The sequence below is a fragment of the Halomonas dongshanensis genome (assembly GCF_024790395.1).
GTDB classification, from domain to species: Bacteria; Pseudomonadota; Gammaproteobacteria; order Pseudomonadales; family Halomonadaceae; genus Vreelandella; species Vreelandella dongshanensis.
Genome location: NZ_JAJISC010000003.1, coordinates 309,099 through 333,471, shown reverse-complemented (window position 1 = coordinate 333,471; position 24,373 = coordinate 309,099). Strand labels below are relative to the sequence as shown.

Here is a 24,373-nt window from a genome sequence, read left to right as displayed (position 1 = left end):
GCGTAAGAGGCGCGGATGCTAGGGAGACTTCACACGTTTAGGCTAAGTGGTGCACCTTTTGAAGGCCGTAGACAGGCGTATCGATCCCCTCCATACGAGCCTTCATCTGCAGGGCGAGATAGTGGGAATAGTGGCGCGACTGATGCAGGTTGCCGCCATGGAACCAAAGCCCTTCTTGCTGGGTAGGTTTCCACATATTGCGAAGTTCACCTTCCCAAGGGCCGGGATCCTTGGTGGTATTCGAGCCCATACCCCAACACTTGCCCACTTTGTCGGCTACCTCTTGCGAGATCAGCTGCGCCGCCCAGCCATTCATCGAGCCGTATCCGGTGGCATAGACGATCAAGTCGGCTGGAAGCTCAGTGCCGTCGGTCAAGGTAACCGAGCGTGCGTTGATGCACTCGATACCTACGTTACTGCGCAGTTTGATATCGCCATTGGCGATCAACTCGCAGGCGCCTACATCGATGTAGTAGCCCGAGCCACGGCGCAGGTACTTGAGAAACAGTCCCGAATCATCGTCGCCGAAGTCGAGCAGAAAGCCCGCCGCTTCGAGCTTGCGATAGAACGCGGCATCTCGCTTACGAATGGTATCGAAGGCTGGGCGCTGAAAATCGGGCAGTAGCCGATAGGGAATCGAGGCAAATAGCAAATCGGCTTTATCGTGCGTAATCCCCTTAGCCACGGCCTCCTCCGAGTAGAGCGGCCCGAGCGCCTCCTGCATAAGGGAATCCGATTTGACGATATGCGTCGATGAGCGTTGCAGCATGGTCACATCGGCGTCATGCTCCCATAGTGCAGCGGCGATATCGTGCGCTGAATTGTTAGACCCCACGATAACGCACTTCTTACCCGCATAGGCGTCAGGGCCCGAGTGCTGGCTCGAATGTTGCTGCTCGCCTTCAAAGCGCTCTGCACCGGGGAAATGCGGTACGTTGGGAATGCCTGACATACCGGTCGCCATGATCAACTGTTTGGGGCGCAGCGTCAGCGCTTCGCCGTCGCGCATTACCTCGACGACCCACTCCTTGGCCTGCTCATCGAAACGGGCGCTGCGGCATTCGGTCGAGCCCCAGTAATCGAGCTCCATCACCCTGGTATACATCTCAAGCCAATCGCCCACCTTGTCCTTGGGCGCAAACACCGGCCAGTTATCGGGAAAGGGAATGTACGGTAGATGGTCGTACCAGACCGGATCATGCAGGCAGAGCGATTTGTAGCGTTTGCGCCAGGCATCGCCTGGGCGCGCATGGCGGTCGATAATCAGCGTCGACACGCCCATCTGCTTGAGCCGAGCACCCAAACCGATGCCGCCCTGGCCGCCGCCCACGACGAGACAATAGGGCTGGCGACTGTATCCTAGCTCGGCGGCCTCGCGCTCGCGCGCTTCAAGCCAGGTTTCGCGCGCCTTGTTGGCACCGTGCTCGGCCCCTCGCGGGCGAAGGCCGTTGCTCGGTTCGGGAAACGCATCCAGCTCTTGCATGGTGGTCAGAAGTGTCCAGCACTTACCCTGCTTCAAACGTAGGTAGCCTTTGCCGCTGGCGATGTTAGTGGCAAAGGTAAACCAGGCTTCGCAACTATCCGCATCGCCGTTGGCCTCGCCCTCGATACGCCAGCGCGCAGGCTGGGTGCGCGCGAGCGTGGCGGCTAGCATTGCCTCGATCTCGGACTTGCCTTCGCAAGTCTTGAGGTTCCAAGTAAAGGCAAGAAAGTCGCGCCAGTAGCACTCCTCGCCAAACAGCGCGAGTGCGGCGGGAATGTCCTGGGCCTGCAGCGCGGTATCGAGCTGTTTTAGCCAGTGCTCGACGATGGCGGTAGGGGTCGTGGCATTTTCTCGTGTCATGTCGCGTACTCCGTTCACGGTTATTGTTGTCGACGTGCCACAAGCCCTAAGCAGCCAGCGTGCCAAAAACGGACAAAAAAGAGCTAAACCGCTATTCCAAAAGAGAAACACGCGTGGCTGACTGCACCGCCCAGAGCGCGATCAGACTGGGTTTATAGGGCGATGATGCAACAGCTGTCACACACCCGCGTTACAGCTGTAACGCTCGACTAAGGGTGTAACGCTACGCGTTGACACCCCTGCCCCAGCGCATAGGCTGAAAGCAACAACAACACGTCGTCAAACGACACCCAGCCGTGAGTAACGCCATGTCCATCGCCGCCCCGCATCATTTGCACCGCGACCAGCGCCAGCACATCGAACGTTTGGCTCGGCTCGACACGAACGCTCAGGTAGCGGCGCAAGACGTCAATCCGACCATCCAACGCTCTTGGCTGCGCTGCCTCAATGAGTACAAGCTCGACCCCACCCAGCCGCGCCCGGCGCGCGTAGTGCCGCATCACACGCTCATCGAACATCGCGATGCCGTGGATGAGTTGCTCAACGTCGCCCGCGCCGGCGTCGAGCAGCTCTATAGCCAAATCGCGCGGCTGAACTATGTGCTGCTGCTAGCCGATTGCCGCGGTATTACCGTCGAGTTTCGCGGCGACCCAGGTCAAGATGCGGCGCTGCGCCGCGCGGGGCTGTACCTTGGCGCCGACTGGAACGAGCGCTTTGCCGGTACCTGTGCAGTCGGTACCTGCCTGCACGATGGGGAGGCTATCATCTGCCATCGCCAAGAGCACTTCGACGCCTCGCACATTGCCCTGACCTGCACGGCCGCGCCCATTTGCGACCCACACGGCAACATGATGGCGGTGCTGGACATCTCGGCGCTGAACTCGCCCAAAGCCAGCGAAAGCCAGAACTTCGGGCTTTCGCTGGTGACGCTCTATGCGCGCATGATCGAGGATGCCTACTTTCTCCAGCGCTACCGCGACACGCTGGTCATTCGCTTTGATACCGCACGCGAGTTCGTCCACGTCAACGGCCGCGGCCTGATCGCCCTCGAGGAGAGCGGCCGCATCATCGCCGCCAATAGCGTAGGACGCAGGCTCATTAGCGCCCACCAACAGCGCTGGCCCTCTTGGTCGAACACGCTGCAGCTCTCGCTGGACGCCCTCTTCGATGGCGAGATTGCCGACATCCTCGCCATCAACCGCGCCCATTTCGATAAGCTCTGCGCCTTTCGCGCCCGCGCAAACGACACCACTTACTTCGTCAGTCTGCTGGAACTCAAGCGGGCACCGCGCGAAGCCGCCAAAGTCAGCGCTGCCTCGCTGCCCGCCCCGCTCGCGCGCCTGGGTGCCGACGACCCAGCCATTCGCAACGTCCAGCGCCTGGCCCTGCGTCTGTGCGATGAAACCACTGTGAACGTGCTCATCAGCGGAGAAACGGGGACCGGAAAAGAGGTGGTGGCTCGAGCGCTGCACGACAGCAGCCAGCGCCGTCATGCGCCCTTCGTCGCGGTCAACTGCGCCGCAATTCCCGAGGCGTTGATCGAAAGCGAACTGTTCGGTTACGCGCCCGGTGCCTTCACTGGCGGGCATCCAAAAGGCATGCGCGGGCTGATCGCCAAGGCCGATGGGGGCACGCTGTTTCTCGATGAGATCGGGGATATGCCACTGGCACTGCAAACGCGTCTTTTGCGCGTGATTGCCGAGCGCGAAGTGGTGCCCCTCGGCGCTCAGGCGCCGTGCAAAGTCGATATTCGCATCATTACCGCCACCCACCGGCATATCGATACGCTGGTCGCGCAAGGAGCATTTCGGGAGGATCTCTATTACCGTTTGAACGGTGCGCAGCTAAGCCTACCCGCCCTACGCGAGCGCGCCGACCAGCACCAGCTCATTCGCCGTGTGTTCGACGATCTCGTGGCCGAACGCGCAGACGATAGACCCGCGCCCTCGCTTCGCGCCGATGCCATGAGCGCCCTACTGGCCTACTCTTGGCCCGGTAATATCCGCGAGTTGAAAAATGCCTTGGCCTTTGCGCTGATGATCGCCGACGGCAACGAGATCACCGTCAACGACCTGCCCGAGCGCTGCTTGAGTCAGCGCATCACTAAGCCCCGCCTCGAACCCGATGAGGTATCTACCGAATCACACGCACTGGCCGTGCTGCTCCATCAGCAGCGCTGGAACGTCAGCGCTGTAGCAAGGCTTCTCGGCGTCTCGCGCCCCACCATTTACCGTCAAATGAAGCGCCAAAACATCGTTCCACCCCATCGGCAAAGCTGAGCGCGTGCGTTTGGCCTCGCCACAGCCCTGACGTACACTCGTTTGAATTCAGCCGTTATCGCCGTATTCACTCTTCGTTTCCGTCATCGCCAGCCGAGGCTTTTACATGGCATTCGATTCCACGGCCCACTACGTGGCCACCGATGCGCTCAAACAGGCGGTGAACGCCGCCATTCTTCTCGAACGCCCGCTGCTGATCAAAGGCGAGCCCGGCACTGGTAAAACGTTGCTGGCCGAAGAGCTCGCCACCTCGTTGGATACGCAGCTCGTCACCTGGCACGTCAAATCCACCACCAAAGCGGCTCAGGGGCTTTACGAGTACGACGCCGTGAGCCGCCTGCGTGATTCGCAGCTTGGCATCGACGGGGTGGAGAACGTGGCCAACTACATCAAGCCCGGCAAGCTGTGGGAGGCGTTCAGCGCCGAGAAACGCGTCGTACTTCTGATCGACGAGATCGACAAGGCCGATATCGAGTTTCCTAACGACCTGCTCCAAGAGCTGGATCGGATGGAGTTCTACGTCTACGAGACCGATCAAACGGTACGCGCTCGCCATCGCCCCATCATCATCATCACCTCCAACAACGAAAAAGAGCTGCCCGATGCCTTTCTGCGCCGCTGCTTTTTTCACTACATCGCCTTTCCCGACCGCGATACCCTGCAAGCGATCATTGACGTTCACTACCCAGGCCTCGCGCCGCGTTTGGTCAATGCCGCGTTGGAGATCTTTTTCGACCTGCGCGAGGCGCCCGGGCTCAAGAAAAAGCCTTCGACCTCAGAGCTAATCGACTGGTTGAAACTTTTGCTTGCCGACGAACTCGCTCAAGAGACGCTGCATTCGCCAGAGCCCAACGAGGCGCTGCCGCCATTAGCAGGTGCGTTGATCAAAAACGAGCAAGACACCCACCTGCTCGAACGCCTAGCGTTCATGCTTCGCCGCCAAGGGCGCTAACCATGCTGCTCGGCTTTTTCGATACGCTGCGGCGCGCTGGGGTGCCGGTATCGCTTCGTGAGCTGCTGGATTTACACGCCGCGCTCGACCACGGTCTGGCCTTCGCCGATACCGAGGCGTTCTATCAGCTAGCGCGCACCATCATGGTCAAGGACGAGCGCCACTTTGATCGTTTCGACCGCGCTTTTGGCCACTGGCTCAAGGGCGTGGGCGAGCTTGGCAGCGACCTCGATGCCCTGATTCCCGACGAGTGGCTGCGCCGTGAATTCGAGAAGTGGCTAAGCGATGAAGAGAAAGCCAACATCGCCGCGCTAGGCGGGCTAGAGGCGCTGATAGAGACCGTCAAGGCGCGGCTTAAGGAGCAACAGGAGCGCCACGCGGGCGGCAACAAGTGGATTGGCACGGGCGGCACCAGCCCCTTCGGCGCTTACGGCTACAACCCCGAAGGCATTCGTATCGGCCAGGAAGGCTCGCGCCAGCGGCGCGCGGTGAAGGTGTGGGACGAGCGGCGCTTTCGCGACTACGATGACAGCCTGATGCTGGGCACCCGTAATCTCAAAATGGCGCTACGGCGGCTGCGTAAGTTCGCCCGCGAAGGGGCCGTTGAAGAGTTCGACATCGACGCTACCATCCGTGCCACGGCGCGCGATGCGGGGCTTTTGAACGTGCGCATGCGCCCGGAGCGACACAACGCCGTGAAGCTGTTGCTGTTTCTCGATGTGGGTGGCTCGATGGACGATCACGTGCGCATTTGCGAGGAGTTGTTCAGCGCTGCCCGCGCCGAGTTCAAGCACCTAGAGCACTTCTACTTTCACAACTGCCTCTACGAGCACGTTTGGCGCCACAATCATCGCCGGTTTGACGAACGCATCGCCACCCATGACGTGCTCAACACCTATGGTGCCGACTATCAGGTCATCATCGTGGGCGATGCCGCCATGTCGCCCTACGAGATCAGCCACCCCGGCGGCAGCGTCGAGCACTTCAACGCCGAGCCCGGCGGCGTTTGGCTCAAACGCCTCAGTGACGCCTTCCCCCGCCTGGCATGGCTCAACCCGACCCCAGAGCACTCCTGGCGCTACACCCATTCGACGACGATGATCGCAGAGCTACTCGAAGCGCGCATGTACCCGATGACCCTCGACGGCATCGAGCGCGCCATGCGCGCCCTGGCTGCCCGCGCTTAAGAAGACAAGAAGGTGGATCGAAAGCGCCTACAGCGTCACGGGAAAGGCATCCAGGCTCTGAATGAAGCGCTGCTTTTGCGCATCGAAGGCCAGCACATCGTGCTTGAAGCGGCGCAGAATGGCGGTTTCATCGAGAGTGAGCGTTGCCGCCAGGGCTTGGTTTTTCTGCGCCGGATGACGCGGGCCTAGGCCAATACGCGCGCCGCCTTCACCATCGCGCCAGTCGCGAATTCCCGCCTGGCGGTAGTACGCCTCGCCTTCGACGGTATTGGCATCCACGCGCAGCGGTGCCTTGGTAGCGAGTTCGGTGATGAGTCGCTGTTTGGGATCGCTACCATCGCTTGCACTGGTCAAACTGCAGGCATGCAGTAGGGTCACGCCCTCACCGTGCTCGTCGAGTACCAGTAGCGCCAGCGCCTGTATCTCGCCGCCACGCCCCACCAACGCCCAAAGCCGCGCCGAGTCGACCTGAAACCACACTTCGTTGACGCCGGTGAACAGCACCAGCGGCGAAAGCCCGGCAGAGCGGCCATAGATTTCGGCACACAGCTTGGCCAAGCAAGCATCGCGCTGGGGCCCTTCTTTGATATGTACGACCTTCATTTCGCTTAAGCTCTCTCGCTCGGTGCGCCCCATCAGTAGCGGGCTTACAAAGCCCGCCAGCGTAGAGCAAAGCGCCTGTCGATGCCAGCACGGCGTCACCGGCGTAGCGCTTGGAGAACTAATACCTCATAGCTTCAACATCGGCGCGATCACGTCTAAAAATGCCTGAATACGCGCTGACATCGCCGTGTTGCGATAGTAGACGGCTTGCACCAGTTCTCGTGGACCGCCATGGCGCATAGCCTCGGGCAGCACGAGGTGGAGATCTCCGTTAGCGATATCGTTGCCCACCATGAAGTTGGACAAACAGGCGATTCCTTCTCCCGCGAGACAGAGCTGACGTATCACCTCACCGCTGGAAGCGGATAGCGTTGGGATGACTTCCTCATCCAGCCCTTCTACCGGCCACCGATTGAGACTACTTGGGGCTAGAAAGCCAATGAGCTGATGCTGCTCTAGTGCTGCCACTGACGCTGGCATTCCCGCGCGTGCAAGATAACCAGGGCTTGCCACGAGGTAGAGGCGAGAGCGGCCCAAGGCCCGCGCGTGCAAGGTCGAATCGGTCAAGGCGCCGATTCGAATGGCGACATCGGTGCGCTGTTCCAGCAGGTTGATGATGTCGTCGCTGGCGGAAAGCTCCAACTCGATTCCGGGATAACGTTGCCGAAACTCTCCCACCAGCGGCACTAACTGATGCAGAGCAAAGGGGCTCGCGGCGTCCACGCGAAGCCGTCCGGCAGGCTCTCCACGTGTTAGCGCGAGCGACTCCTCTGCCGCATTCAGTCGTTCGAGCCCCTCACGCACGTCGGCTACGAAACGGCTGCCCTCATCGGTGAGTGCCACGCTGCGCGTCGTGCGATTCAACAAAGGGACGTCGAGGCGCTGCTCCAAGCGCTGGATCGCGCGCGAGATACGCGCTACCGGAACGTCCAGGCGTACGGCTGCCGCGCTAAAACCACCGCTATCCACGACCGCTAGCAGCAATTCGAGATCATCCGAACGTGTTTTCACCGTCGCTCTCCGCTGGCCATCGATGCTGTGCAAACCACCGAATCAATCCGCTTCTGTATAGCCACGTTGCTGATTTTCTCGGCAACCTCAATTTTCTCGATAATCACAAAGGTGTTTCTCAAATAGTCACGTTTATCGAAAAAGTCTCTTCCGCCAGACTGCACGCCGTCAAGTCGCATTGTGCGGCGCCCTCTCACAGGAGTAACTCGATGCCTATTGCGCTATTGGCGCTTACCCTCAGCGCCTTCGCCATCGGCACCACCGAATTCGTGATCGTCGGTTTGGTGCCTACCATTGCCCAGGACCTTAGCGTTAGCCTGCCTTCGGCGGGTCTGCTGGTCAGCCTTTACGCCGCAGGCGTTGCCGTAGGGGCGCCGGTACTCACGGCCCTGACCGGGCGCCTCAACCGCAAGTGGGTACTGCTAGGATTAATGGCGCTGTTCATCGCTGGCAACCTGCTGGCCTGGCAAGCGCCTAGCTACGGCGCGCTCATCACTGCGCGGATTCTGACCGGCCTTGCGCATGGCGTGTTCTTCTCGATCGGCTCTACCATTGCAACCAGTCTTGTCGCCAGAGACAAAGAAGCCAGCGCCATTGCCATCATGTTCACCGGGCTTACCGTGGCGCTGGTCACCGGCGTACCGCTCGGCACTTGGATTGGTCAAACGTTCGGCTGGCGCGACACCTTCTTGGTCGTCTCGGCGCTTGGCCTGATCGCGCTGATCGGTAGCGCCCTGCTGATTCCCAACAACCTCAAACGTGCCGCCCCTGCGACGCTGCGCCAACAGCTCAAAGTGCTCACGCATCCGCGCTTGATGCTGGTTTATGCCATTACCATTCTGGGCTATGGCGGCACCTTCACAGCGTTCACTTTTTTAGCTCCGATTCTTGAGCAGGCCACCGGCTTCGCCCCCTCGATGGTCAGTTTGATCATGCTGGTGTACGGCGTCTCGGTTGCTTTCGGCAATCTCTACGGCGGCAAGCTTGCCGATCGCATGGGCCCAATTCGCGCCCTGACGTCGATCTTCACCGGCTTGGCCGTCGTGCTGCTGGCGCTCAACGTGACCGTCGTTCATCCCGTTGCCGCCGTGCTGACGATTTTGGTATGGGGTGCCTTCGCCTTTGGCAACGTTCCTGGCCTCCAGGTGTATGTGGTCAAGCTAGCCGAACGCTACGTGCCCGAAGCAGTCGACGTGGCCTCGGGGCTCAATATTGCCGCATTCAACATTGGCATTGCTCTTGGCTCAGTGGTCGGCGGCCAGGTCGTGACCCACTTGGCGCTAACCGATACTGCCTGGGTCGGCGCCTTGATCGTGCTCATTGCGCTGGTGCTGACGCGCCTCTCCGGCCGACTCGACCAGCGTAACGCGACACCTCTCGCTAGCGCTTAGCCAACCAACCGCTTCGTCTGCTAATTTTTAACCCACCCTTGAACTAAGGAGCCCATCCCCGCATGTCTAGGGGTGAACCTTGATCACTGATCGATTCAACACCGATGAGGAGTAAAGATGTCCAAGCATATTCCCAACCCCGGCCTCGGAACCTTTCGCCTGACCGGCGACACCTTGCATCACGCAGTGACCACGGCACTGACGCTCGGCTACCGGCATATCGACACCGCCCAGTTTTATGACAACGAAGCCGAGGTAGGTGCCGCCATCAAGGCAAGCACGGTGCCGCGTAGCGATATTTTCTTGACCACCAAGGTGTGGTGGGAGCAGTTGGAGCCCGCAGCGCTCAAGGCAAGCGTGGATGAGAGCCTCAAAAAACTCGGCACCGACTACGTCGATCTGCTACTGATCCACTGGCCTTCGCCCAATGACGAAGTACCGATGCGTGACTACTTGACCGCGCTGAAAGAGGTCAAAGAGGCAGGCAAAGCACGTCATATCGGCGTTTCCAACTTCACCAAGGCACAGATCGACCAAGCGGTGAAGATTCTGGGCGCCGAAGAGATTCTGACCAACCAGATCGAGGTGCATCCCTTCCTGCAAAACCGCGAGCTGGTCGCCCACTGCGAGCATCACGGCATCATCCCGACCGCCTTCATGCCGCTAGCCGTAGGCAAGGTGCTCGAAGATGACACGCTCAAGGCCATTGCCGAGAAGTATGCGGTCAACCCCGCGCAAGTCGCCATCGCTTGGCTTAACCAGCGCGGCATCCCAACCTTCCCCTCCTCCACCAAGGAGAAAAACCTCAAGAGCAACCTGGACGCGCTCAAGCTCGAGCTCTCCCAGGAAGACATGGACGCCATCGCCAAACTCGACCGCGGTGAGCGAGTAGCCAGCCCCGACTTCGCCCCGAAGTGGGATCAATAAAGCGCCAATGACGCTCGTTTAAAACAGCAGAGCCACGCGCGGCTATCCGTGCGTGGCTCTTTTCAGTATTACCAAGAGGTGCGTTAACTGGCTACTGCGTAGCTTACCTTCAAAGTGAAGCGAGTATTCCTGTGGGGTACGTCAGCGTTAATAAATTAGCCATACCAATAAGGAAAAGCGTGATGCTCGCTGTGATACCGACAGCCACAAGGGGCTTAGCACGTGCGATTAACAGTAAAAAGATCAAACAGAATATCGCCGCCGTAATGACGAAGCCCAATAGCATAATACTTCCTATGAGCAGGAAGAAGCCTGTAACCCACATTGCTGCCTGACGACATGGTTGAGCCAGCCAACGTGTGGGCCTTGATACCGTCCTACAAATTTCGATAATACAAGCGATCACAATAATAGCGATTGCCAGTCTCGGCATAATGCCTCCTAATAGAGACAGCTCACTAAATGCCACCCACGTATAGAAAGCGACTGCAAGCATGCCCGACATGAGTATGACATCGATCGTACCCAGTGATAGTAAATCTGCGTTTGATGTATGAGCACTATTTCCATACCGGCGTGATGATAGATAGCGCCGTAGTGCAGGGATAATTAAGGTGGCAGCAATCATTAAACCAATAATGATGACCCCAGGCCGTATAAAAGCTTCCGTTCCTTGAAATTGTGCAGCTTGATAGAAATATGCTTCGGCACCAGGTGCTAGAACGAAGCCAATCAAAAAAGCTGGTCGAGACCAGTTCGCTTGTTTGAATAGCACTCCAAGTACTCCGATCGCACCTAAAGCAAAAAGATCGCCTAGAGAGCGAGTTGCCTGATAGGCGGCAAACAAGATAAGGATTGTTATTATCGGCGCCAAAATAACGAAGGGAACACGGGTAAGGCTTGCAACGGGCTTTGCCAAACCCAAGCAGAGCGCTGCACCCAAAATATTCGCGAGCGCAAGTGACCATATGATGGTGTAAGTGAGATCGAGATTGGTTTCTAGCATGCTGACGCCCGGTTGCAAACCTAACAGCAATAGGCCTCCTAAAAATACTGCCGCTGTTCCTGAACCCGGAATACCGAACAAAAGCGTAGGAACCATGGCGCCGCATGCACAGGCATTGTTTGCCGACTCGGGGGCAATCACGCCCCGGATATCTCCTTTACCAAACTGGGACTTATCCTTCGCACTCTGAACGGCATGTCCATAAGTGAGCCAATCGACAACCGAACCCGCTAAACCAGGAATCGTGCCCATCAAGCTCCCAATACCTGCACATCTCGCTACAAGGCCCGGCTGGCGAACAACATCCTTCATACCCTGCTGCCACCCCTTGCCAAGTTCACAGGATTGTTCAGCAATGCTACCCCGCTTCACCAGCAAATCAATGATTTCTGGTAACGCAAAGATGCCCAAGCCAACTACCACTAGAGGCAGGCCGTCATACAAATAGTCAACCTCGAACGGCAGCCTAAACTCCCCTGTGGCTGGTGCCATGCCTATAGTCCCCACTAGGAGCCCAAATCCACAAGCGACTAAACCCTTGAACAGATCCTTTCCAGAAAGCACAGCCACCATAGAAAGGCCAAGTAGTGTGAGCATAAAAAGTTCGGATGAGGAAAACGACAGCACAATAGGGCGGGCCACAAGAATGAACGCCGTTAGTACTAAAGCGCCCATCAATCCGCCAATCAACGACGACAAGAATGCGCTCGACAAAGCCCTAGCAGCCTGCCCTTTCTTAGCTAGCGAAAAACCGTCTACCACCGTTGCCTGCGAAGCGCTGGAGCCGGGTATGCCCAGCAATACAGAAGCAAAAGTATCACCTGTGGGAATTACAGCAACAAGCCCCATCAGCATGCCTAGAGCAACAGAAGGCTCCATGCCGTATAAAAACGGCAGTAGTAACGACATGCCCGCAATACCACCCAATCCAGGAATGATACCGACCACTAGACCGATTAGTACCCCGACCATCATATAAAATAGGTGTGAGGCGGTGAATAGCTGGCCCAGACTCGAAAAAATAACCTCTAACATGGTTTGACTCTCGTATCGTAGGTGTAAAAACACATAAGCACCGCGACTGCGGTGCTCATCTCTCTGTCGCTCGACTCCTAGTTAGATACGTGCGCCATGCTGTTCGCGTAGCCACTCCGTCAGCCATTGACGCGTTTCATCACTCAGCGACATGGCCTCTTGTAAGTGCTGCTCTACGACATCACCGACTACCGGTGTATATGGACCGAGCTGTGCTTCCGCTGCAGACTCGAATGCTTCGGTATCGACAAAACGCCTCGCGGCCTCGCGATACTCTTCGATCAACGCTGTCGGTGTATCACTCGGAACCAAAATCATCTTTTGAAGTGTGAAGCCAGACGCGAAGAACTTTCGAAAAGCGTCATAGGCAGGACCTTCAGGCGCATCCCCGTTCAGACGCTCATAAACTTCAAGAAAGGTGGGCAGTTCCGCAAAGGCTGGGTCACGTACAATCTCGCCTTCGTCGTTTAAAACACCTAGAGAGAAAAGAGGAATAGCACGCCCACTTTCTACCAGCGGCTCCACACTACTGAAGTAAGCAGAGGTGGTTTGGAAATCGATATCGGCTTCACCTCGCTCGAAGGCCAGCCGCCCTTCTCCACGACTGCGCATCCCCGAGACAGCCTGAACATCAGCGCCAAGTAGATCTAGCGCGATAAGTACGGGGAGCTCCAATCCCGTATGACTTTGTACTGCGAATTTCACCCTCCCCTCGGACATGGCCTTCAGAATAGCGTCAGCGTCACTCCCCAAGTTCGGTTGAGCATAGACTACGCCCCCGGTTGGCGTTGCCAGAATAGGCGCCCAGTCAGTGTAATCATAGCGTACACGGCGGTCTTCAAGCATGGCGGGGTATTGAGTAGAGGCAGAAGTTCCTATCCATTGGCTGCCATCGTGCTGAGCTCGCATGGCAAATAGGTTGCTACCATTTATTGACCCGCCTCCTGGCACGTTATCGATCACTAGAGTGGGATTACCGGCGATGTTCTCGCTCATCCACGGCGCGAAAAAACGTGCCCATACATCCGTTCCGCCGCCGACCCCGAAAGGTATCGTCCAATGGATTGTATTAGGCACTGTTACTTCATCCGCAGATGCGCAAATGCTTACAAATCCTAGCGTTGAGCAAGCGATAGTTAGTAGAGCACGCTTGCAGTGGAAGGAAAAAGGATACGCAGAGGGCGTGTTTGGGCATGTCATGGCGCTACTCCTGTCTTCATTTATTGTGGCATTGTGGTTGTTACCGTGAGTCATCACGTTTTACGGGCTAGCAACAGTCATTTCCGTAGAAGCAGAAAGTTGATAGAAAACGTCACCACTCATTATTTTTCGAGCAGTTCTCAGCAAAGAAACCCGCGCTAGATCCAAAGGATTTTGCTGGCGGTATTCTGCCGTGAGATTTATCGTGCCCGAAGGGTGCTCAAGGGTAACGCTTGAAAGGAGCTCAGTTGTAGTTATTTGTTTTGCTTCAACAAAAAGCTCATTGGCAATGGTTCCTGGCACGTTGATAGCAGCCGTCACCGCAATTGCTCCAGTGACTGCTATCGCTTTGTGGCATCGGTTGGGTACGAAATAACGGACGTTCAATGCACTCTCAGGCGTTTTCGAGTCTGAAATCAGCACCACCTTGGGCAGCACTTTCCCCCGAACGTCACCCAGCCCCATACGCTTGCCTGCCTCGACCCTAAGCGACTCTAATCGAGTAAGCAGTGTGGGATGGGCATCAAGCTCGGCAGGCGTTTCATTTCCGCTCACACCCATAGACGAGGCGCGTAGAAGTACGATAGGAGTTGCAGCATCCAGGCAACTCACAGCTATATCATCGATAACTTCACTGACCTGCCCGGTGGGTAACAACTTCCCCGTTTTGCTACCCATAATATCGAGAAAGCTCAATTGAATTCCGGCAGCAGTTCCAGGAACACCACTAATACGCGTATCCCCCTCGTACTGAACATGACGACCTGGTGTAGGTACCAAGCACTCGATCAAACGCTGGGTATTGAGGTTACGCACTCGAACGACCGTAGTTCCTTCCTGCGGGTCGACCAAACCGGTCTCAAGCGCGTAAGGCCCTACTGCCGACAACATATTGCCGCAATTGGGCGTAAAGTCGACACGCTTGTTCAGCACATCGACCTGAGCAAACAAATAGTCAACGTCTGCATCCGGATGGGAAGAACGCTCAACGATAGCTACCTTGCTCGTCAGTGGATCGCCACCTCCGACCCCATCGACTTGCAACGCATGTCCCGATCCCATCAGGCTCAAGAGTATTTTGCTCTGCTCATCTTGCTGCGGAGGCAAATCACTCATGCGGATGAAGGGGCCACGCGATGTTCCACCGCGCATGATCATGCAAGGAATACTTTTCATGACAACTCCGCATTATTGTCTTTCAAGGTAGTGGGAGCATGTCAGTCATCATTTAATGCTTCAAATGCAAATATAAATAAGTATAAATGCATGATTCACATTAATGTGCTTTCCTTATTGGATTGACACATTTATGGAACAATCCATGCTTCATCGACTGGAATTTTTAGACCTGCAAGCATTTATTTTCGTAGCGGAACTGGGCTCCTTCCATGAAGCTGCACAACGCCTGCACCTATCTCAACCAGCCCTGACGCGACGTATCCAAAAACTCGAGGAACTGCTCGAAGTCGAGCTTTTGGAGCGTACGACGCGACGCACTCGTTTGTCCCCCATAGGGCTGGACTTCATGCCTAGGGCTAGAAGAATGCTCGAGGAATTCGAATCGTCTATTCTAGGTATTCGGGAGTTGGTAACGCATCAGAAGGGAACCGTGACGATTGCTTGCCTACCCACCGCAGCGTTTTATTTTTTGCCTAGTGTCATACGTGTATTTAGCGAAGCATGGCCCGGTATCCGCATCCGTATACTGGATGTAAGCGCCAACGAAGGATTGGAGAAAGTCATCAATGGAGAGGCGGATTTCGGCATCAATATGATCAGCGCGCAAAGCCCTGACGTATCCTTCACACCATTACTTCGCGACCCTTTCGTACTTGCGCTTCGGGCCGATCACCCCTTGGCAAGTAAGAAAGCAATCGAATGGTCCGATCTGGAAGATGTACGACTGATTACCGTCAGTCGAGATAGTGGCAACCGTACAATTCTCGACAATGCTCTTTCTGCGGAAGGTATACATCTCAACAGTTTTTACGAAGTACAGCACCTTTCGACATCACTAGGATTGGTAGAGTCAGGACTTGGCGTCGCCATCCTCCCGCAAATGACCATGCCGGGCCCCGATCACGATACGCTATGCTCGCGAGAGTTACCCCCGCCTCACATTCAAAGGTCGATTGGATTAATACGCAGTAACACTCACAGCTTGTCGAGTACAGCCCAGCTATTCATCGCGCTACTGCTTGAGCATTGGGGCAATCAACCGACGAATACCAGTAAATAGGGCGCTTCCGTAGGGCACCCCATACAACCCATCATCACGCCAACGCCATAGCAAGTGTCCGAAGGTGGCGTCCCTCAGAATTCTTTCGAGGAAGGTGTGGCCAACTTTATCCTGAAGGATGAGGCAAACACGTATCGCCAAAGCGTCAATGACACTCATTTAAAACAGCAGAGCCACGCGCGGCTATCCGTGCGTGGCTCTTTTTCTTGGTTTATCGCAGATTAGCGTTGCCAAACGCGGCGCTGCCGAGTGACGTTACCAGGCAACCGCGTAGCTCACCATGGCGGCGGTGTCTGATGGTGCGTCGGCGTCGTGGCCGGGCTCGCGGGTGTGCAGCAGGTTGAACTGCCACTGGCTGCGCTCGCTGGGGAAGAGCGTATAGCCGAGTTCGAGATCGACCTGGCGGCCAGAGGCTGCAAGATCGGCCGAGCGCTGCTCGCGAATCACGTCACCCGCCAGCGTACGGCCAACCGGCACGTCGAAGGAGGCAACGCCACTATCGATACGCAGCGGCTGACGCAGGGCCAAGGCCCACTGCTCGTTCTCTTTTTGCCACTGCAGCCCGAGCGACATGGCGCGGGCATGAATATCGTCGAGGTGGGTCAAAAGCCCCTTACCCTGTACGCTTCCCCGGCCCTGCTCGAACTCGGCGAACGCGCTGACGCCTTCGCTCAGCGTGGCCTGCAGGTTGAGGCTGGCAAAGTAGAGCTCGTTGCGCTCGCCTACGCCAAGGGCGCTACCACCGGTGGTGCCCAGTAGCCCATTGCGCTCTTCCGAACGCCCCAGTTGGGTGGTGAGGTTCAGCGCTGGCGAAATCTCCCACTCGACGCCGATATCCGAGCGCTGGGCGCGGTAATCGCTATCGCTTCCCGAGGTAAGCTCGCTGCCCACCCAGTGCGATGCCACCAGGCTCAACGTCTCGCCCAGGGCATAGCGGCTCTGCACGCCGTTGACGCTATCGAGCCCTTGCGTCATGGCCGTGCCCTCTTGGAAGGAGAGCATGGGCATCATGTTGGATTCGGCGTAGGCACTCATCGGGCTTGCTTGGTCACCGGCAAAGCTGAAGGCGCTGAGTTCGGCATTACCAAAGGTGCCATCGAAGCGACTGCTCACGAGTTCACCCGCGCCGCTAAACTGTGAGTCGACGCGGAAGCCATTGGTAGCTACCGTTTCCCGTGAAAGCGCCGCAGGCGTGATGCGCGAGAGCTTTTCCATCTGCCGACGCATGCTCGTGGCCCGCGAGGTACGCGGCTGAAGATTGGCCGCAAAGTCGGCCTGATAGTCACGGCCCAAGCTATCGAACACCGCTACGTCATTCAGCGCACCGGAGGCGGCCAGCGAATCGCCAAAGGCGCCAGAGAGCTGAAGGTAGGCGCTTTCAGCCGCCGCGCCGCCTTCTGAAAGGCGCTCGCTCTGAGCGACGACCAGCTCGCCTTCCGGCGCCAATGCCGCGTCGATATCGGCGATCCCCTGCCCCAGATAGAAGGCACCACAGTTCATGTTACCTGCGCTACCGCAGTCGTTACGGGCAAACAGAGCGCTATCGTGGCTTGCGGTATCGAGCAGTCGCTGGCTCGCTTGCTGCGCGCTCATGTGCGGCCAGCGCGCCAAAATACCGGCCGCGTACTCAGAGATCCGCGCTGCCGAAATCGAGGTGCCCTGGGCGCCTACCTGGCGGTTGACGTAATCGGTGGCAATGGCGCGCGCCTGGAGGCGTTCGTCGTCGCCTGGGTACGCGCTCGATGGGTGAATATCGCCCTCTTTGGTGGTACCGACGGCAATCAGCATCATGTCGTAAAGATCGGGGTGGCTTGCGTAGATCGGCCGCCCTTGGGTATCGATGGCTTTACCGTCGTTACCCGCACTCACCACGTACACCGCACCCTTGCCGTCGTTGGCATTGACCACGCGCGCGTAGGACGCAGGCGAGCTGACACCATTGAACGAAAGGCGTGGGTCGCTTGCCGAATAGCGCTGGGAAAAACTGGCGTTGATAACACGTGCGCCACGCGAGGCCGCCTCACCAATGGCGTAATCGATGGCGCTGCTGCGATTGACGCCGTCGCTCTCCACCTTGATCAAATCAAGGCGCGCATTACCCAGCGTGCCGCCGGTAATCGTCGAGGCTACGACATTGCCGTGCCATTCGTTACCGCCGCTAACGTCACGGCCACCAGTATGAATGTTCAAGCTGTCGATGACACGCTCACTGTTGATCAGCTCCGCCTGATTGAAGGCGCTATCGACCACCGCTACTCGCACTTCATTGGGGTTCAATACTGACACCGAAACGCTAGGGGCAGCGAGCGACGGCGTGGCAGAAGAGGGTGTGTACTCGTTGAGGGCGTCGTTATTGGAGACGCCGCCACCACCGGAACTACAGGCGGTTAAGGTGAGGGAGCCAATCGCCACGGCTATGGCTAGGCACAAGGGACGGCGCTGCCCAACGCTATTAAAGCCGGGCTTTATATCTTGGTTCACTTTTATTAACGCTCGCTAATTTGGCAGGGGGGATGCACGGGGAAAATGCGAGCGCATTAGACTATAGCCGACTTAATATATCAATCGCGCAATATGATTTATTTACGTCTGAATGGATAATAATTTAATACGTAACAAAAAAAATAGCGCATTATGTTGTTTATCAATCATGCTAAACTTCCATAAACCACTATCGAGACTACATTTATTAACTATTTTAAGTTTAAATATAAAAATTTTTGAAATTCTATTATTAAAATAAATATTGCGCGCTTTTTCAGCACGCATGTTGACGCGTTCGGCTAGACAAAGCCCTCAGCGCGACCCAGTATGAGTATGCGCTCGCAAGGAAACGCGAGCCCGCTAATCAATCGTCAGGAGGACACCGTGGCCACAGGCTCTTTTCGCACCGCTCCCCACTGCTTTCCCATGGCGGAGTAACGCGCCATGTCGATCATCGCAAAGCGCACGCGTGCGTGGTTCGAGCGCCTCAATGGCTCGAACCACATGTATTGGCTATTGGGTACGCTCTCGTTTTTGGAAACCATCATCCTCCCCATTCCCTTGGAGCTGATTTTGATTCCGTTGATGGCCGCCAACCGCTCGCGACTCTGGATGCTGGCAACGGTGACCACGGTCGGCTGCCTCTTGGCCTCGATCGTGGGCTACGGGGTGGGAATGCTGCTGTTCGAATCGATTGGGCGTTGGTTCATTGGCTTCATGGGGATCGAATCGAGTTTCGCTTCTTTCCAAAGCTTTTTTGACACCTACGGCTTTGCCGCCATCCTAGCGCTCGGCACTCTGCCCATTCCTTTTCAGATCGCCATGATCACGGCGGGGCTCTCGGGTTACCCCTTGCTACTCTTCGTGCTCGCCACGCTCATTGCTCGTGGCATACGCTACTTCGGCATCGCGCTGCTGGTTTACTCCTTGGGCCACCGCGTCGAGCAGCTGTGGAAACGCCACGCACTGGCTACCAGTATCGTTGGTGGCATCGCCATCGTGGCGGTAGTGTTGGGAATGCAGCAGTTGGCCAAGTGGGTGTTGGCATGACCCAAGTGCGCAGTGCAAGTACGTAGTGCAAGTTAGTGCAGATAGTAGCTGCTAACCTGCTAGCGCCCACCTGCCAGATCGATGAAAGAGCCCGTGACATAAGACGCTTCATCGGAAAGAAGCCAGACAATGGCCTGAGCCACCTCTTTAGGGGTGCCGCCGCGCTTGAGCGGAATCTGCGGCGCCAACCGCTCGACCCGCCCCGGCTCGCCGCCATCGGCGTGCATATCGGTATGAATGAAGCCTGGGCGCACCCCGTTAACACGAATCCCTTGCCCGGCGAGCTCTAGTGAAAGCCCCTTGGTCATGGTATCCATCGCCCCTTTGGAGGCGGCATAGTCGACATACTCAAAGGGTGAGCCGCTTTTTGCCGCCCCGGACGAAACGTTGACGATCGCCCCCGGCCCCTGGCACTGATGGATGAACGCCTTGGCGCACAAAAAGGCACTCATCACATTGGTAGTGAGCACCTTCTGAAACCGCTCGGTGCTGATCTCGGCAAGGGTGGACTGGGTGAAAAGAATGCCCGCATTGTTGACCAGATGCGTCACTTGGCCCAACGCCTGCTGCGTTTTTTCAAACAGTGCGTCAACTTCCGCCTCGTTAGAGACATCCGCCTGCACGGCCACGGCGCGGCCACCCGCTGCACGAATGGCGCTGACCACGCTCTGCGCCGCCTCTTGGTTTTTCAAATAGTTGACGCCAACGGCGTAGCCTTGCCCGGCCAACAGCTGCGCGGTTGCCGCCCCAATGCCCCGGCCTCCCCCGGTAATAATCACGACCTTGCTCATAGCAGCCTCCTTCATTAACGCGTTACGCGCCATGGATAAACGTTAGCGAACGCTCATAGGCCAAGACGAAACCGGCACCTACGAGTACGACTCCGTTACGGCACAGTTGGATGAGGGCGCGCCCAAAACCTATTCGATGTAAGCGATCGACAATGGTCACACCTTGGGCTTTTGGGAAATGCAGCTGGTAGAAGGCAACCCAAGTGCTAACCAATAGCGCTTAGTGCAGTGTCGATATGGGCAAGCGCATAAGTGCTACCTTGAACAATAACAGTAGATTTGATCGGGTCTACCTCGATAACGTACTCCCGGACGCCTTCGGGATAGCGCGCAAGGGTCAGAATGATGCGCCCCTCGCCTTCCGCGACCCGGCGCAGATCCCAAAGGCTACCCGAGAGATCCAGTATGACGCGTTGCGTTGCGCGCTCGACAATGACCGGCGCATAGACCCACAGCGACATGCGCATTTCATGAGGGTGGGTAGTCACTTCGTAGCGGTCATCGAGAATGTAGATGGGAATCGGCATGGTGCTTTCCAATAAGTTTTCTTTCGAAGTGTTTACTGACTTTTCTCGACAATTAATGAACCTTCATCCCGCAAAAGCACATTCGTAAATGTTCCACAGAACCGCAAAATAGAAAAAAATTGTAGCGTGGCGTAACGAGCGCCAGCGAGGCACCCGCGAAAGGGGTAAACGCTAGATAGCCATGTCAGTAGATTGAAGACTGATTGGCGCAGAGTTTTGAACTCGCTCTACCCTCGGAATTTACCGTAATCGATCATAGATATTTAACGCAGAGTTCACTAGCTGACTTTTCAGAGTGAAGCAAATAAAAAAACCGTCCGCGTGACGCGTATGGTCATACACCAGACTTAGCCTTATGAACCAACGCGGCCAAATCTGGTGCTATTGGCATTTTCTTGAACGGACTGACGTTTGCGCCACCCGTATTGCCTTGAGGGACCAACCCGAATGCGGTTTTAGTTGCAGCACCAACAATACGAAAAATCTGACCTAACATTTCTCTAACTGAATAGTTACGAGCAGCCCACATCAGCATTAAAAAATGGACCTTAACGTGCCAGTACGTTGATTCTTGCCCAAGCACATGTGCCCGTTCCAGATGGTAAAATTCTTTCTGAGTATTAGCGGCTGATCTTGCCCTCGTCGAGCTCTCCAGCTCTGACTTGACATAGGAAGCTATTCGCTTTGTAAAAGAACCTTGCATGTCAATCTCCTCGTAGGGTTATAACAGTGGTTATATAGGCGCCACATAATATTGATAAACAAGTCAGCACGTTTACTGATGTTATCGAGCAAAATTAAAAAACACTGACTTATAGCCCTTAAAAAAAACCTGGCAGCATTACAAAATCTCGCTTGCTCGCTTACTTAACCAATGATCACCCCACTTTATTCCTAAATCCAGATTAGGTCACGCTGAAAAGGACAGGGCCTAGGCAGCTAGCGCTGCCTTCGCGGGTGCCTTTTGACTCGTTCCTCGTCAAGCGTTACGCCACGCTACGTGTGAATTGGAAGCTTAATAGAGGAATTGAAGCGTAGTCGGCGTCACTGTCGCAGTAGTCGGTGACTGAAGCGGTGAAGGCAATTTTCGCCAACGCGCTGGATCTCTCAGTGCCAAACGAGTGCCGACTCTAGCTTCACGCCACGTTTTCATGCATCGTCATATCTCAGACACCCAACACGCCGAGCCTCGAACGGCGGCATTTGCGCTATACTGCCCGCCCTGTTGATTTTCGACCCCATCCAAGACGATCCGTCAGAGCGCCCTATGCCATTTGCACAACTCGGTTTATCCACGCCTCTCGTTCAAGCCCTGGCCGAGTCGGATTACAAGGCGCCGACGCCCATCCAGGAACAGGCGATTCCCGCCGTTCTCGCGGGTAAGGACGTGATCGCCACCGCGCAAACCGGCACCGGCAAAACTGCCGCTTTCGTGCTGCCGCTGCTGGAGCGGTTCAGCCAAGCGGAAACACTTCGCGCCAAACGCATCCGCGCGCTGATTCTGGTGCCGACCCGGGAGCTCGCGATTCAGGTCGAGGCTAGTGTGGCCGAGTACGCCAAGCACCTGCCCCTGACCTCTCTGGCCGTGTACGGCGGCGTGGATACTCAGCCCCAGAAAGAGCGGCTGATCGAAGGCGTCGATATCCTGGTCGCCACACCGGGGCGGCTGCTGGATTTGGCGCATCAGCGGGCGCTGCACTTCGACGAGCTGAAAGCGCTGGTGTTGGACGAAGCGGACCGAATGGTCGACATGGGCTTCGTCGACGACATTCATAAGATCATGGTGCGCCTGCCGGGAAACCGCCAAAACCTGCTGTTCTCCGCCACCATGAGCCATGAGGTTCGCGCGCTGGCTCACGGCTTTTCTGCCAGCAAGAAGAGCGAGACGGCGGTGGAGATCTCCATTACGCCCAGCGTTCGCGCTGCCGCCACTATCGAGCAGTGGCTGATCACCGTAGATAAGGACACGAAATCCGCCCTTCTGAGCCACCTGATCAACGAACGGCAGTGGGATCAGGCGCTGATTTTCGTCGAGAAGAAGCACAGCGCGGCGAAGCTGGTGGCGCAGCTGGAAAAACGTGGCATAAAAGCGGACTCCATTCACGGCGGCCGAAGCCAGGCCATGCGCGAAACCGTGCTGGGTCAATTCAAATCCGGCGAGCTCAAGTACCTGGTCGCCACCGGCGTCGCCGCCCGGGGCCTGGATATCGACGAACTCAGTCGCGTGGTGAACTACGATCTCCCCTTCCCGCCGGAAGAGTACATCCATCGCATCGGCCGAACCGGCCGCGCGAGTGCCTCGGGCGAGGCCATCTCGCTGGTGGACATCAGCGACTTCAAGAACCTGTGCGCCATCGAAAAGCGCTTGAACAGCGTCATCGAACGGCGGGAGATCGAAGGCTTTCCGGTGCGTAAGGAAGTTCCCGTGTCGAAATTGAACCACGTCAAAAAAGGCAAGCGTTGAGGTTTGAGCTGGGCTTCAAAAATGGTATCGAGCGCAAGCAGTTCTATCTTAGCCATTCTCGGTGAATTGGGGTAAGGCGTCGGTAATATCGATCCACGGCGCCTTATTGCCTACGACACCTTGAACTCTCTCGGCGACGACTCGTAACTCTTGGGCAGCCCTTCCCCACTGACGGTTTGCCAGTCACTGGCCTGCACCTTGGCACAGGTTCGAAACACGGCCGCGTGAAGCTTGCGGCACATTGAACAGTGGCAGTGGTAGATGTCAGTAAGAGGGCCGGTTATTTCGTATTGAACGCCGCCGCAGAGGCAGCTGCCTGATAGGGCCATTTTTTTAACTCGCTATGTATTACGCTTGCAGCACGCACGCCCACGAACAAAATAGAGCAGGAGACGTAATGTAGCGATTGGCGCCATGCCTGCACTTGTTATGCATGTGGGCTTTCTAATTGTGCAATGATCAATGCAGCTATCTCGTTAAGCTTATCAACCTCTTCAAACTGTACGCCATGGTCTTTTATCACCGACAAAGGACCTGGAAAAATATGAAAATGAAAATGCCCCACAGTCTGACCGGCAGATGAGCCATTATGCTGAAATATGGTTGACCCAGTCACCCCCATAGCCCGCTCGATAGCTTTACCAACTTTCTGAACGGTTAGCATGCATGCTTGAGCAGCTTCTGGAGATAGATCGTAAATGGTGACCGCTTGCTCCTTGGGTACTACTAATACGTGACCATCCTTCTGCGGCATTGCATCCATGAATGCGAGCGTTAAATCATTTTCATAGACCTTTATACAGGGGGCCTTTCCGGCGATGATTTTTGCGAAAATATTATTAGTGTCGTAGGTTGGGGTCACTGATTTCTCCGACTCATGGAAGTGTATAACGCCTTAATCAGCCGCCGCTTCAGCGGTCGGATGCATTGGCTTGTTAGAGCCTGCCGACTGCGTAACTGAAACGGTCAATGAGACTGTTGAAACAATTAGCGCAAGAACAGCTATTGCTGTTCCGATCCAAAATTTCCTTTTCTCTTGACGCAAGCCAGCCAAAACGGAGGTCATAAGTGGAAAATTTACACACTTCGAGTCACTTCCAACTTTGAAAGCAAAGAAATGTACATTACTCCCATCATCTTTTTTGTAACCGTACCGCTTCTCCAAGTGGTAGTACAAGCGGCCAAAAACAATATCAGGATCAACTTTAAGTCTGCCAGCAATTTCCTTGCAGTCAATCGGAACATAGATTTTCGAAGCCCGAGACCCATCGCCTCTTTCAAAAGCAGAAAAGTCAGAATAATACATGCGGTATATCGTATTTAATATTTCTAGATCCGTGGGAATTTTCATATATATCCTTGAGCCCTAACTCCTGAGTTAAGC

At 56.2% G+C, this 24,373-nt stretch carries 21 protein-coding genes; 8 read left to right on the top strand and 13 right to left on the bottom strand.

The features are described from left to right. Positions 1-37: 37 nt before the first annotated feature. Entirely contained in the window at positions 38-1,843 is a 1,806-nt protein-coding gene (locus LLY24_RS08275; RefSeq protein ID WP_259035812.1) for an NAD(P)/FAD-dependent oxidoreductase, read from the bottom strand. 308 nt (positions 1,844-2,151) lie between these two features. Between LLY24_RS08275 and LLY24_RS08270 the strand changes: the two genes are divergently transcribed. The 3 genes from LLY24_RS08270 (at position 2,152) to LLY24_RS08260 (ending at position 6,261) form a co-directional block, all read left to right on the top strand. After that, complete coding sequence (locus tag LLY24_RS08270) at positions 2,152-4,122, top strand: sigma-54-dependent Fis family transcriptional regulator (RefSeq protein WP_259035811.1); 1,971 nt, start codon at positions 2,152-2,154, stop codon at positions 4,120-4,122. A gap of 106 nt (positions 4,123-4,228) precedes the next feature. After that, a complete protein-coding gene (locus LLY24_RS08265) occupies positions 4,229-5,074 on the top strand; it encodes an AAA family ATPase (RefSeq protein WP_259035810.1) in 846 nt (281 codons plus the stop codon). A gap of 2 nt (positions 5,075-5,076) precedes the next feature. Beyond that, positions 5,077-6,261 carry a vWA domain-containing protein gene (locus LLY24_RS08260; protein ID WP_259035809.1) on the top strand — a complete coding sequence of 395 codons (1,185 nt, stop codon included), beginning with the start codon at positions 5,077-5,079 and terminating at the stop codon, positions 6,259-6,261. A gap of 27 nt (positions 6,262-6,288) precedes the next feature. Here LLY24_RS08260 and LLY24_RS08255 read toward each other — a convergent pair whose 3' ends face one another. Together LLY24_RS08255 and LLY24_RS08250 are read right to left on the bottom strand one after the other, a co-directional pair. After that, a complete protein-coding gene (locus LLY24_RS08255) occupies positions 6,289-6,864 on the bottom strand; it encodes a hypothetical protein (protein ID WP_259035808.1) in 576 nt (191 codons plus the stop codon). Positions 6,865-6,990: 126 nt separating this feature from the next. After that, a complete protein-coding gene (locus tag LLY24_RS08250) occupies positions 6,991-7,875 on the bottom strand; it encodes a LysR substrate-binding domain-containing protein (RefSeq protein ID WP_259035807.1) in 885 nt (294 codons plus the stop codon). Between the two features lie 209 nt (positions 7,876-8,084). Between LLY24_RS08250 and LLY24_RS08245 the strand changes: the two genes are divergently transcribed. Then, on the top strand, positions 8,085-9,266 hold the full coding sequence (locus LLY24_RS08245; protein ID WP_259035806.1) for an MFS transporter: 1,182 nt from the start codon (positions 8,085-8,087) through the stop codon (positions 9,264-9,266). Positions 9,267-9,383: 117 nt separating this feature from the next. Further along, positions 9,384-10,193 (top strand): 2,5-didehydrogluconate reductase DkgB, encoded by an 810-nt coding sequence (gene dkgB / locus LLY24_RS08240; protein ID WP_259035805.1) that lies wholly within the window; start codon positions 9,384-9,386, stop codon positions 10,191-10,193. A gap of 109 nt (positions 10,194-10,302) precedes the next feature. On the opposite strand, the gene LLY24_RS08235 is transcribed toward dkgB, so the two are convergent. The 3 genes from LLY24_RS08235 to LLY24_RS08225 all read right to left on the bottom strand — a co-directional run bounded on the left by LLY24_RS08235 (position 10,303) and on the right by LLY24_RS08225 (position 14,610). Further along, complete coding sequence (locus LLY24_RS08235) at positions 10,303-12,234, bottom strand: tripartite tricarboxylate transporter permease (RefSeq protein ID WP_259035804.1); 1,932 nt, start codon at positions 12,232-12,234, stop codon at positions 10,303-10,305. Positions 12,235-12,315: 81 nt separating this feature from the next. Next, complete coding sequence (locus tag LLY24_RS08230; protein ID WP_259035803.1) at positions 12,316-13,434, bottom strand: type 2 periplasmic-binding domain-containing protein; 1,119 nt, start codon at positions 13,432-13,434, stop codon at positions 12,316-12,318. 60 nt (positions 13,435-13,494) lie between these two features. After that, positions 13,495-14,610 carry a 4-oxalomesaconate tautomerase gene (locus LLY24_RS08225; RefSeq protein WP_259035802.1) on the bottom strand — a complete coding sequence of 372 codons (1,116 nt, stop codon included), beginning with the start codon at positions 14,608-14,610 and terminating at the stop codon, positions 13,495-13,497. Between the two features lie 145 nt (positions 14,611-14,755). Here LLY24_RS08225 and LLY24_RS08220 point away from each other — a divergent pair, with 145 nt between their 5' ends. Beyond that, on the top strand, positions 14,756-15,673 hold the full coding sequence (locus LLY24_RS08220) for a LysR family transcriptional regulator (RefSeq protein WP_259035801.1): 918 nt from the start codon (positions 14,756-14,758) through the stop codon (positions 15,671-15,673). 255 nt (positions 15,674-15,928) lie between these two features. Here LLY24_RS08220 and LLY24_RS08215 read toward each other — a convergent pair whose 3' ends face one another. Then, positions 15,929-18,154, bottom strand: coding sequence for a S8 family serine peptidase (locus LLY24_RS08215; protein ID WP_259035800.1), 2,226 nt, complete (start codon positions 18,152-18,154; stop codon positions 15,929-15,931). Positions 18,155-18,601: 447 nt separating this feature from the next. Here LLY24_RS08215 and LLY24_RS08210 point away from each other — a divergent pair, with 447 nt between their 5' ends. Next, on the top strand, positions 18,602-19,207 hold the full coding sequence (locus LLY24_RS08210) for a YqaA family protein (RefSeq protein WP_259035799.1): 606 nt from the start codon (positions 18,602-18,604) through the stop codon (positions 19,205-19,207). Positions 19,208-19,266: 59 nt separating this feature from the next. Here the strand turns inward: LLY24_RS08210 and LLY24_RS08205 are convergent, their stop codons facing one another. From LLY24_RS08205 to LLY24_RS08195, 3 genes are all read right to left on the bottom strand, one after another. Further along, a complete protein-coding gene (locus LLY24_RS08205) occupies positions 19,267-19,998 on the bottom strand; it encodes a glucose 1-dehydrogenase (RefSeq protein WP_259035798.1) in 732 nt (243 codons plus the stop codon). Between the two features lie 206 nt (positions 19,999-20,204). After that, positions 20,205-20,525, bottom strand: a complete 321-nt coding sequence (locus LLY24_RS08200; RefSeq protein ID WP_259035797.1) for a hypothetical protein — start codon at positions 20,523-20,525, stop codon at positions 20,205-20,207. A gap of 334 nt (positions 20,526-20,859) precedes the next feature. Next, entirely contained in the window at positions 20,860-21,228 is a 369-nt protein-coding gene (locus tag LLY24_RS08195; RefSeq protein WP_259035796.1) for a DUF3703 domain-containing protein, read from the bottom strand. Positions 21,229-21,792: 564 nt separating this feature from the next. On the opposite strand from LLY24_RS08195, the gene LLY24_RS08190 reads away from it, so the two are divergent. Continuing rightward, positions 21,793-22,989 (top strand): DEAD/DEAH box helicase, encoded by a 1,197-nt coding sequence (locus tag LLY24_RS08190; RefSeq protein ID WP_259035795.1) that lies wholly within the window; start codon positions 21,793-21,795, stop codon positions 22,987-22,989. A 110-nt stretch (positions 22,990-23,099) separates the two neighbouring features. Here LLY24_RS08190 and LLY24_RS18410 read toward each other — a convergent pair whose 3' ends face one another. From LLY24_RS18410 to LLY24_RS08180, 3 genes are all read right to left on the bottom strand, one after another. Beyond that, positions 23,100-23,318, bottom strand: a complete 219-nt coding sequence (locus tag LLY24_RS18410) for a GFA family protein (RefSeq protein ID WP_486606399.1) — start codon at positions 23,316-23,318, stop codon at positions 23,100-23,102. 98 nt (positions 23,319-23,416) lie between these two features. Next, positions 23,417-23,851, bottom strand: a complete 435-nt coding sequence (locus tag LLY24_RS08185) for an HIT family protein (protein ID WP_259035794.1) — start codon at positions 23,849-23,851, stop codon at positions 23,417-23,419. Between the two features lie 33 nt (positions 23,852-23,884). After that, positions 23,885-24,340, bottom strand: a complete 456-nt coding sequence (locus LLY24_RS08180; RefSeq protein WP_259035793.1) for a hypothetical protein — start codon at positions 24,338-24,340, stop codon at positions 23,885-23,887. Positions 24,341-24,373: the final 33 nt, after the last annotated feature.